Source organism: Bacillus sp. EB01, from assembly GCF_000613125.1.
In the GTDB taxonomy this organism is placed as follows: domain Bacteria; phylum Bacillota; class Bacilli; order Bacillales; family Cytobacillaceae; genus Bacillus_D.
This window is the reverse complement of record NZ_HG964497.1, coordinates 4,076,440-4,087,985: the sequence shown is the minus strand read 5'-3', so window position 1 is coordinate 4,087,985 and position 11,546 is coordinate 4,076,440. Positions and strand designations below refer to the sequence as shown.

Here is an 11,546-nt window from a genome sequence, read left to right as displayed (position 1 = left end):
TCTGAAGTAAGGCAAAATGTTGCCAATAAGCTATATTGGAACCATTTTCCCCTTTGCAGCAAGGCGAAATGTGCCCAATAAGCTATATAGGAACCATTTCACGATCTATAACAGTGCAAAATGTTTTGTGGCATGAGGATATCAATATCCAATGGAAGAACCATTTGATCAATGTTATAATTACGGCATTTTTATGCGGGGAATCAACTGGTATTATTCAGTCAAAAAAAGAGGCTGTCCCAAAAGTTTACTTTTGGGACAGCCTCTTACTTTTGCTTCAACGATAATACGGTCTCTTCATCTGGTGTGACATATACTGTCCTTTGATTGTCATATATAACGAACCCGGGCTTCGATCCGCTTGGTTTTTTTACATGGCGGACTCGTGTGTAATCGACAGGTACGGAGCTTGAATTCCGTGCCTTTGAAAAATAAGCTGACAGCATTGCGGCCTCTTGGATGGTTTCGTCCGACGGTTCTTTGCTGCGGATGACCACATGTGAGCCAGGGATATCCTTTGTATGCAGCCAGATTTCGTCCCGGGCAGCATGCTTCGTTGTTAAGTAGTCATTTTGTTTGTTGTTTTTGCCTACAAGTATTTCGGTTCCATCAGCCGCTACATACTTGTCAAGGACAGGCTTAAGGTTTTGTTGTTTCTTCCCATTCTTTCTTGCCCGGTGGCGTATATAGCCGCCCTCGGCAAGCTCCTCCCGCATTTCCTCGATATCCTTCGGTGATGCCGAGTCAAGCTGCTGGATAAGAGTATCAAAATAAATAACTTCATCCTCAGCTTTCTTAATTTGCTCAAGAACGACAAGCACTGAATTCTTTGCCTTTTGGTATTTTGAAAAGTACCGCTGGGCATTTTCGGATGGGGTTTTCAGCGGATCCAATGGAATCGTAATCATTGAACCGTCCTCATCATAATAATCCAATACGTCAATTTCCTTCATGCCTTTTTTGGCAAGGTGCATATTTGCTGTTAAAAGCTCCCCAAACTTCTGGAATTCCTCTGCACGTTCCGCATCCTTCAACGTAGCTTTCAGCTTGCCAATTTTCTTTTCATTCTTTTCTTTCTCGTTGGCAAGGAAGCGTTCGAGACCGCCGGACTGCTGCTTGACACGATCACGCTCAGCTTTTCCGAAATAAAAGCGATCAAGCATCTCGCTCAGCGATCCAAACACCCTGTGTTCACCCTTTAAATGGCGGAGCGGGAATAGGTAGAAGGCTTCTTTATTGGCTGTGTAGGTAATAGAAGGTTCAATGGCCCCATCCTTCAGCCTGCCAATCATGGAAATGAACGTCTTTGGCAGAGTACTCCTATTTGCTAAGCCGCTTGCAAAAACAGCTTCTTTTGCAAAAACCGGGGAGACGCCGGAAAAAGCATCGACAAGCTGGCGATCAAGTTTCCCGCTGTTAAAATCAATTGCCTTTAGTACATCATCCTCGGTTGCCGTAAAAGGGTCTTGCTTATGCTGCGCTGGGGGAGAAACGTAAGCTTGGCCGGGAAGGACGGCTCGGTGTGTATTAACTGCATACGAAACGTGCTTAATTGAATCGAGAATGATACCTCGGTCTTTATCGACAAGAATGATATTGCTGTGCTTACCCATAATCTCGACAATGAGCTGCTTGTAGCTGACATCACCAATTTCGTTTCGTCCTTTAATTTCAAAAACGAGAATCCGGTCATTACCAGCCTGATGTACACTTTCAAGGATATGACCCTCGATATGCTTCCTTAGCAGCATACAAAACATAGGAGGCTCGGAAGGGTTATCAAACGTATCTGAAGTCAGCTGCACCCTTGCATAGCTTGGATGGGCTGACAGGAGGAGCCGATGGTTGGCACCGTTAGCACGGATGACCATAATGATTTCATTTTTGAAGGGCTGGTGGATTTTATTGATTCGGCCTCCGGTAATTGCCGTGCCGAGTTCACCGCCCATGGCTTTTGTAAATAAACCGTCAAATGACATGATTTATACCTGCTCTTTCTTTTCTAGAGATTAACTAAATTATAGCGCAAAAACTAAAAAAACTCAGGTTATTGGCTTTTATCTATTTTAGCATTTTTTTGGACGAGTCTGAATAAGCTTACGTGAGAGCAGAATGCCCTTTGGAAATGGCATTCCGGATATTGAAAAGGGGGAAGTGAGATGGCCGGATGAAGTTCCATGAAATGAACGCAAGTGAAGTGGAAAAGGCACTGAATACTGACTATTCGTCTGGATTATCGATGCAAGAGGCGGAAAAGAGGGTCGAGGTACATGGCTTTAATGAACTTGAGGAAGGAGAAAAGCAATCTGCGATAATATTGTTCCTGAGTCAGTTCAAGGATTTCATGGTTCTTGTCCTTTTGGCGGCAACACTGGTATCCGGCCTGCTCGGTGAATACATCGATGCAATTGCGATTATTGCGATTGTCATTATAAATGGCTTCCTCGGCTTTTTTCAAGAGAGGAAGGCCGAGAAATCGCTGCAGGCATTAAAAGAATTGTCTGCTCCTCAAATTCAGGTTCTCCGGGAGGGAAAATGGATAAAAATTCCTTCTCGAGAAGCTGTTCCAGGCGACATCGTCCGATTTGCCAGCGGGGACCGGATTGGAGCGGATTTAAGGCTCATTGACTGTAAAAGCCTTGAAATAGAAGAGTCCGCGCTTACCGGTGAATCTGTTCCGGTGACGAAGGATAATGGAGTCTTAACAACTCCAAACCCGGGCCTAGGGGATATGGAGAACATTGCCTTTATGGGAACTATGGTTACAAGAGGAACCGGGGTCGGAACTGTTATTGCGACTGGCATGAAAACAGCGATGGGGCAAATTGCAGACCTTTTGCAAAATGCAGAGGCTGCGGAAACCCCATTGCAAAGAAGGCTGGAACAGCTTGGAAAGATTCTCATAACAGTCGCTTTATTGCTAACTGTCCTTGTCGTTGGCATCGGTGTCTTGCAGGGGCACGAATTATATGAAATGTTCCTAGCGGGTGTTTCCTTGGCAGTTGCGGCGATTCCTGAAGGTCTCCCTGCGATTGTTACGGTCGCCCTGTCGCTTGGTGTACAAAAGATGATCCGCTCAAATGCGATAGTTAGAAAGCTGCCTGCAGTCGAAACACTTGGCTGTGCGTCTGTTATTTGCTCCGATAAGACAGGGACAATGACACAAAACAAAATGACGGTGACCCATCTTTGGAGCGGGGGCAGAACATGGACGGTGGATGGCACAGGCTATCAACCTGAGGGACGATTCTTTGCTGAAACCCGTCAGCCTATTGATATTAAGCGTGAAAAGCCGCTTCAGCAAATGCTTATGTTCGGAATGCTCTGCAATCATTCGGATCTTGTTTACAGGGAAAAAGAAATCGTTCTTGATGGCGACCCGACAGAAGGAGCGCTCCTTGTCAGTGCAATGAAGGCCGGATATGATAGAAAGAAATTGCTTGAAGAATTTCAAATTCTGAATGAATTCCCCTTTGATTCAAACAGGAAGATGATGAGTATTGCAGTAAAGGATAAACAGGGCAGGTCCTTCATTGTCACAAAAGGTGCGCCAGACGTACTTGTCGGAGTATCCAGCGGTATTCTAGTCGACGGCCGTGTCCAGTCGATGGCAGGAAAGGCAAAGACGGACGTGCTTGGGGCAGTTGAAACCTTAGCATCCCAGGCATTGAGGACAATCGCGGTTGCCTATAAACCTATTACACCTGGCAGGGTAATCCTCAGTGAACAGGAAGCGGAAAAGGATTTAATTTTCATAGGAATTCAGGGAATGATCGATCCTCCAAGGCCGGAGGTAAAAGATGCTGTCCGTGAATGCCGCGAAGCAGGAATAAAGACAGTAATGATTACCGGTGACCACGTCATTACAGCAAAGGCTATCGCAGCACAACTCGGAATCCTCGAAAGAAATAGCAAGGTGATGGATGGGAATACCCTTTCTGGCCTTAATGTAGATGAGTTGGAAGAAGTAGTGGAGGATGTTTCTGTTTTTGCCAGGGTTTCACCGGAGCATAAATTGAAAATAGTTAAAGCCCTCCAGAACAGGGGACACATTGTTGCGATGACTGGGGATGGAGTCAATGATGCACCTGCAATCAAAGCAGCCGATATTGGAGTAGCGATGGGGATATCTGGAACCGATGTAGCGAAGGAAGCGTCCGCGCTCGTCCTGCTTGATGATAATTTTGCGACGATTAAAGCAGCCATCAAGGAAGGCCGTAACATTTATGAAAATATCCGTAAGTTCATTCGTTATCTCCTTGCATCGAATGTTGGCGAAATACTTGTTATGCTGTTTGCGATGATTATGGCACTGCCTTTGCCGCTTGTCCCAATCCAAATTCTATGGGTGAATCTCGTGACGGACGGTCTGCCTGCAATGGCGCTTGGCCTTGACCAGCCCGAGGAAAATGTCATGAAGCGCAAACCGAGAAGCCCTAAGGAAGGCGTTTTTGCCAGGGGGCTCGGCTGGAAGGTTGTTTCAAGAGGGTTCCTAATCGGACTCATTACTCTAATTGCCTTTATAGTTGTTTATAAAAACAATCCTGACCGGCTCGCATATGCACAGACCGTTGCGTTCGCCACTCTTGTAATGGCACAGTTGATCCATGTGTTCGACTGCCGCAGTGAAATATCGGTTTTGTCACGAAATCCTTTCGGAAATATGTACCTTGTCTGGGCTGTCATCTCATCAGCGATTCTTATGTTAGTAGTCATCTATTATCCACCTTTCCAGCCTATATTCCACACGCTGCCGATTGAAGCGCGTGATTGGCTATTAATACTTGGCTTATCAGCAATCCCAACTTTTTTGCTGGCGGGGACATTTTTGGCAAGAAAAACAAAATAGAGTATGATATAATCCAAAAGGTAGTAGAGAAGGCTCTATTGCCTTTTCTTTTGTGATATAAGAACGTATATCTTTTCTTTGAGAACTGTCTAGCTCCACAGGGAAGGCTTCGGCAGCATAGGCTTCGCACGAAATTACGCGATAGCTCACTGGAGGAGCGCCTAGCGCCTAGTGTACTTCGGTCCCCCTCGTTACGATAAGTCAACATCGATTCGCTTACGCTCATCGTGTTTCCTTTATCTCCTTCGAGGCCCTCCACAAGGAAGGCTTCGGCAGCGTCAGCATCGCACGAAGAAAAAGTGACAGCTTTTTCGAGGAGTTCATACGGCGCTGGGCACAAAGGAAAGCTACTAAGAATAATCATCGCAGGGACACAAAGGAAAGCTCCAGCGAATTAACATCGCAGAGACAGGCGCATTTTGCCTGTCACGAAGGCGCTTGCGCTTTTCTTTTGTTAACGAAATTGGCAGTTGAGAGGTTGGTGCAATTATGGTTGTAAGTATGACCGGGTATGGGAGCAGCCTGAGAGAATCCGGGAATTTCGCTGTAAATGTGGAAATTAAAACTGTAAACCACCGTTTTTGTGAATACAGCATCCGTATGCCGCGCCATTTATTGAAATTGGAGGACAGCCTGAAAAAAACTGTTGGCCGCCACATTCAGCGGGGCCGAGTAGAAATTTTGGTCACAGTTGAAGGTACAGGCAGTGAAGAAAAGGCGCTTCAAGTTGATTGGGCGCTGCTTGACCAATATTTTCAGTTTGCTTCGGAAGCAGGAAAAAGGTACGGATTTGATCCTGCTGATGCCTTTAAGGCCATTCTTGGCCGCGAAGAAATCATACATATAGAAGAACGTGAATCACGAGATGATGAACTTGGTACCTTGATCCTCTCAGCAGCGGATGAGGCGGGTACATTGTTAAAACAAATGCGTTTGGCTGAAGGGGCTGCACTAAAAGCTGATCTATCAGGGAATCTAAACCGGTGTGACAGGCTGGTAAAGGAATTGGAACAATATGCCCCTCAAGTTGCAGAACAGTATAGGGACAGGCTTGCCGCACGTATGGAAGAGCTTTTGGGCAGTGAAATAGATGAATCGAGACTGCTTGCGGAGGTTGCGCTTTTCGCGGACAAATCGGATATTCATGAAGAGCTGGCCAGGCTTAATAGCCACATCAGCCAGTTTTTTCATATTCTTGATAGCGGAGAGGCTATTGGCAGGAAGCTGGACTTCCTTGTCCAGGAGATGAACCGTGAAGCAAACACAATTGGCTCCAAAGCGAATGATTCCGCTATTGCCAAACGGATCGTCGAGTTGAAAAGCCTGATTGAAAAATTAAAAGAACAAGTCCAGAATATCGAGTAGTCTGGGTTTAGGACAGTTGTTCGAGGGCGAAACTATATTATTGATGACTGGAGAATCGGCATGCAAATCAAATTGATTAATATCGGATTCGGGAATATTGTTTCTGCCAATAGAATTATTTCGATTGTCAGCCCCGAGTCTGCACCGATTAAAAGGATCATCCAGGATGCCCGCGACCGTGGTTCCCTGATTGATGCCACATACGGGAGACGGACAAGGGCTGTCATTGTCATGGACTCAGACCACGTCATACTTTCTGCGGTCCAGCCGGAAACAGTTGCTGGCAGGCTTTCGGGCCGAGATGATATATTGGATGAAGGGTAGGTTGTACGCACAATGCAGGAAAAAGGATTACTGATTGTACTATCGGGGCCGTCAGGAGTAGGAAAAGGCACTGTGAGAAAGGAAATTTTTTCTCAGCCTGACACCTCATTTGAATATTCGATTTCAATGACCACAAGGAGGCCGCGTGAAGGCGAAGTCCATGGTGTGGATTACTTTTTCAAATCGAGGGAAGAGTTTGAAGAGCTGATTGCACAGGGCAAACTCCTTGAATACGCTGAATATGTCGGGAATTATTACGGGACACCTGTTGATTACGTCAGGGAAACCCTGGATTCCGGCAAGGATGTTTTTCTTGAAATTGAAGTAAAAGGTGCGAAGCAAGTCCGGGAGAAGTTTCCGGAAGGCTTGTTCATTTTCTTGATGCCGCCAAGTCTTTCTGAATTGAAGAATCGGATTGTTACTCGCGGAACCGAATCCGAGGATCTGATTAATAACAGGATGCTGACGGCTAGGGAAGAAATCGAGATGATGCACCTGTACGATTATGTAGTAGAAAATGATAGAGTCGAGCTGGCTACAGATCGGATTAAGGCAATAGTTACAGCAGAACACTGCCGGCGTGAACGTGTTGAAGAGCGGTACATTAAATTATTGGAGGCGGAATAATTGTTATATCCATCTATTGATTCCTTGTTAAATAAAATTGATTCAAAATACTCACTCGTGTCTGTTGCAGCAAAACGCGCACGTTTTCTTCAGCAAAATGATGACTTGCGTCTTGATAAATATGTTTCCCACAAATTTGTCGGCAAAGCACTTGAAGAGATTTACGTAGGGGAACTTTCCTACCGTGTGGTAAATAGGGCTGACAATTCAGCGGAATAAACATTACGCCATACCTACATTGAACCATCAACAAGCGCCCTGGACCGGGCGCTTGTTCGTTTTTGGGGGACGGCTTATCGATCATTTGACAGCTTTCCTAAGAAAAATTTAGTACTTTTGATCACACTGTTTCTCCAGCTAGTTCTTCTTCGAAAATTGAAATAAACCATTAAAATATAAGTATGTTTGGTCCTTAAACCGGAGCTTGGCTTATTAATGCCCAATAGATGAAAAATTGAAAGCATTCCTTCATAATGGGGATAGTGGTTGAAACGAGACGGAGGAGTACCAAATGTTAAACGGTAAGAAAGTATTATTATGTGTGACAGGTGGAATTGCGGTATACAAAGCAGCTGCTCTAACCTCAAAGCTGGTCCAGGCAGGTGCTCATGTAAAAGTGATCATGAGCGAGTCTGCAATGCAGTTTGTTGCGCCGCTTACATTCCAGGCATTATCCCGGAATGATGTTTATACAGATACCTTTGATGAAAAAGATTCGGCAGTGATTGCACATATCGATCTGGCAGATTGGCCTGATTTGGTCATTTGCGCACCGGCAACAGCCAATACAATTGGCAAATTGGCTGCCGGGATTGCGGATAACATGGTCACGACCACGCTGCTGGCTACTACAGCTCCCGTATGGATAGCTCCTGCAATGAATGTACATATGTACGAGCATCCTGCTGTAAAGCGGAATATTGAAATTTTATATAGTTTTGGATATAGGTTCATCGAGCCTGGTGAAGGGTACCTTGCCTGCGGCTATGTAGGGAAGGGAAGGCTTGAGGAACCGGAGAAAATCGTTGAACTTGCACAACGTTTTTTTAGCGGAGAGCATGGTTTATTAAAAGGGAAAACAGTTTTAGTAACCGCAGGGCCTACGCGTGAGCGAATTGATCCAGTCCGGTTCATTACAAATGATTCAAGCGGCAAAATGGGATATGCGATTGCTGAAGAAGCTGTCAGGGAAGGTGCGCGCGTTATCCTTGTTACAGGACCGGTTGCCCTGACGCCTCCCAAAGGGGCGGAAGTGATCCACATCGAAAGCGCCCAGGACATGTATGAAGCCGTCCTTCGCTACTTTGATGAAACGGATTTTGTAATCAAGTCTGCTGCAGTTGCTGATTATCGGCCGAAGATTACCCACCAGCAAAAGGTGAAGAAGCAACAGGGAGATGAGTCTATCGAACTGGAACGGACGAAGGATATTCTCATGGAGCTCGGAAAAAGAAAGACTCACCAAGTACTGATTGGTTTTGCTGCGGAAACCGAGAATCTTGAGGAATACGCGAAGAAGAAGCTTTCATCAAAAAATGCCGACATGATTGTAGCCAATAATGTAAAGACCAAAGGTGCCGGCTTTCACGGGGACACAAACATCGTCACTCTATTTAAACAGGATGGAACGAGCGAGAGCCTTCCGCTGATGACGAAGCAGGAGGTAGCCAAACGGATCATTGCAGAAGCTTCAACTCTCGCAGGGGGAGGCCGGTAAATGAATATTGCAAGTGTAATAGTGGATGTCCCAGCAAAACAAACAGACAAGCCTTTTGATTATTTAATTCCCGATAAGTGGGTTAATACAATTGTCCCAGGGATGAGGGTGGTAGTCCCTTTTGGGCCCAGGAGGGTTCAAGGGTTTGTCGTGGGCTTGAAAGACCGCTCCGAATTAGACAGGCTTAGGGAAATCCATGAACCAATGGATTTGATGCCTGTATTGAATGAGGAACTGTTAAGCTTGGGGAATTGGTTGACGGAAAAAACGCTGAGCTTTAAGATTTCCGCGTTCCAGGCAATGCTGCCTGCAGCGCTAAAAGCGAAATACGACAAAAAGGTAATATTGGCACAGGACAGAACAGTCGAGGAGCTTCCCGTGAATTTACGCCATCATTTTGAAGGCGACGGTGAAATAGGCTGGGAAGATGCTGTCAAGGGAGGGCTAGTCCCGACTTTGCAAAAGCTTTCTTCGGATGGATTTGTTGAAGTCATTTATGAAGTGCGGGAACGAATGAGAAAGAAACATCTCAGATATGTGTTTCCGCTCCATACTCCTGAAATCTTAAAAGAAGAAGCAGGCAAAATACCAGGCAGGGCTATCAAACAGTTGGAATTGCTGAATTTTTTTATTGAAAATCCCGATCCCATTGAGCTTAGAAAAATCACATCTGAACTTGGCTTTTCGCCATCTGCGGTAAAGGCACTGGTAGACAAGGGACTCCTGGAGGAAAAAGATCTCGAAGTCTACAGAGACCCTTATGAAAACAGAAATTTTGAAAAAACCAAGCCACATAGCCTTACAGACGACCAACAGGCAGCAATTTCACCAGTTCTTGCTTCCATCGAAGAGGAAAGGCATGAGGTTTTCCTTCTTTATGGTGTCACCGGCAGCGGAAAAACAGAAATATACCTGCAGTCCATTCAGGAAGTAATCAATAAAGGCAAAGAAGCAATTGTTCTCGTTCCTGAAATTTCCTTAACACCTCAAATGGTCGAAAGATTCAAAGGCCGTTTTGGAGACGAGGTGGCTGTTTTGCACAGCGGTCTCTCAGCTGGCGAAAAATACGACGAGTGGAGGAAAATACAGCACCGGGAAGTGAAGGTCGCTGTGGGGGCGAGGTCTGCCATTTTTGCTCCGTTTGAAAACCTTGGCATTATGATTATTGATGAGGAACATGAAACCAGCTACAAGCAGGAAGAGATGCCGCGTTACCATGCCAGGGATGTAGCCATTGAAAGAGGCAAGAAACATTCCTGTCCGATTATTCTTGGAAGTGCGACACCCTCACTTGAATCGTTTGCCCGTGCGCAAAAAGGAGTTTATACACTTCTTAGTCTGCCTTCCCGGATGAATGCCCAGCCAATGCCCGATGTTCAAATCGTCGATATGAGGGAAGAAATGAGGTCGGGGAACAGGTCAATGTTTTCAAGATTGCTTTTTGAAAAAATTGAAGACAGGCTTGAAAAAAAACAACAAATCGTCTTGTTCTTGAATAAGAGGGGACATTCATCCTTTGTCATGTGCCGGGACTGCGGTTACGTCATGGGCTGCCCACATTGCGACATTTCATTGACCTACCACAGGATGAATCAGCAAATGAAATGCCATTACTGCGGCTATGAGACTCATGTTCCACTGATTTGCCCGGAGTGCAACAGCGAACATATCCGCTATTTTGGGACAGGCACACAAAAGGTTGAGGAGGAACTCGGCAAACTACTGCCTCATGCCAGAGTCGTCAGGATGGACATGGATACAACGACAAGGAAAGGTTCTCACGAGAGGCTGCTGAAGGAATTTTCCGAAGGCCATGCCGATATTCTTCTTGGGACGCAAATGATTGCCAAGGGTCTCGATTTTCCGAATATTACACTAGTGGGTGTACTGTCGGCAGATACAATGCTTCACTTGCCTGACTTCAGGTCGTCGGAAAAGACATTCCAGCTTATGACACAAGTAAGCGGAAGGGCGGGCAGGCATGAATTACCGGGTGAGGTCGTCATTCAAACGTATACACCAGATCATTACAGCATTGAACTGTCGGGAACACAGAATTACGATCTGTTCTATCAACGGGAAATGATGGCCAGGAAGGTACACAAATATCCTCCGTTTTTTTATTTGGCACTTGTGACAGTCAGCCATGATCAGCTAATGAAGGCAGTATCCGTGACAGAGCAAATCACTTCCTATATTAAAGCAAGAGTATCGGAGGATGCAGTAGTTCTTGGACCGGTTGCGTCCCCAATTCCACGGATTAATGACCGTTACCGATACCAATGCCTGGTGAAATACAAGCGCGAACCATCCCTTAACGAAACTTTAAAAATGGTCCTCGACCAGTATCAAAAGGAAGAAGGCTCTTCAGGCCTCCAGGTTTCGGTTGATATAAATCCGTATTTATTAATGTAATATACTATTACACTGATATTTTTAGGGAAAATGGAACCAAATCATTTTCCCTTTTTTAAACATGAAAGATACTGAAGCTTTTTGGCAAAAATAAGAAGTAAGTTGGATGGTTCTCAACGATATATAGGATGAATTAATGAATCTTTTTTGATTGTAACGGAAGGCGCGAAGACTCGTTTGAAAATGCAAAAAACGCATTTTCTCCTGCGGTGCTTTTTCGGGGAGGATTATTCAACGTCCTGTGGGAAT

General features: G+C 45.3%; 8 protein-coding genes. 7 read left to right on the top strand and 1 reads right to left on the bottom strand.

The features are described from left to right. Positions 1-266: 266 nt before the first annotated feature. The gene (locus TY16_RS19055; RefSeq protein WP_043933388.1) at positions 267-1,979 is read right to left on the bottom strand and encodes an Rqc2 family fibronectin-binding protein; all 1,713 of its coding nucleotides are present in this window, start codon (positions 1,977-1,979) and stop codon (positions 267-269) included. Between the two features lie 188 nt (positions 1,980-2,167). On the opposite strand from TY16_RS19055, the gene TY16_RS19050 reads away from it, so the two are divergent. From TY16_RS19050 to priA, 7 genes are all read left to right on the top strand, one after another. Then, complete coding sequence (locus tag TY16_RS19050; RefSeq protein WP_043933387.1) at positions 2,168-4,849, top strand: calcium-translocating P-type ATPase, SERCA-type; 2,682 nt, start codon at positions 2,168-2,170, stop codon at positions 4,847-4,849. Between the two features lie 489 nt (positions 4,850-5,338). Then, entirely contained in the window at positions 5,339-6,214 is an 876-nt protein-coding gene (locus TY16_RS19045) for a YicC/YloC family endoribonuclease (protein WP_043933386.1), read from the top strand. 60 nt (positions 6,215-6,274) lie between these two features. After that, positions 6,275-6,538 (top strand): extracellular matrix/biofilm regulator RemA, encoded by a 264-nt coding sequence (remA, locus tag TY16_RS19040; protein WP_043933385.1) that lies wholly within the window; start codon positions 6,275-6,277, stop codon positions 6,536-6,538. 12 nt (positions 6,539-6,550) lie between these two features. Continuing rightward, on the top strand, positions 6,551-7,165 hold the full coding sequence (gene gmk / locus TY16_RS19035; protein ID WP_043933384.1) for a guanylate kinase: 615 nt from the start codon (positions 6,551-6,553) through the stop codon (positions 7,163-7,165). Further along, positions 7,166-7,384, top strand: a complete 219-nt coding sequence (gene rpoZ, locus TY16_RS19030) for a DNA-directed RNA polymerase subunit omega (protein WP_043933383.1) — start codon at positions 7,166-7,168, stop codon at positions 7,382-7,384. It abuts the gene before it with no gap. 292 nt (positions 7,385-7,676) lie between these two features. Beyond that, the gene (coaBC, locus tag TY16_RS19025; RefSeq protein WP_043933382.1) at positions 7,677-8,882 is read left to right on the top strand and encodes a bifunctional phosphopantothenoylcysteine decarboxylase/phosphopantothenate--cysteine ligase CoaBC; all 1,206 of its coding nucleotides are present in this window, start codon (positions 7,677-7,679) and stop codon (positions 8,880-8,882) included. Next, positions 8,883-11,297 (top strand): primosomal protein N', encoded by a 2,415-nt coding sequence (gene priA, locus TY16_RS19020; RefSeq protein ID WP_043933381.1) that lies wholly within the window; start codon positions 8,883-8,885, stop codon positions 11,295-11,297. The last annotated feature ends 249 nt before the right edge of the window (positions 11,298-11,546 follow it).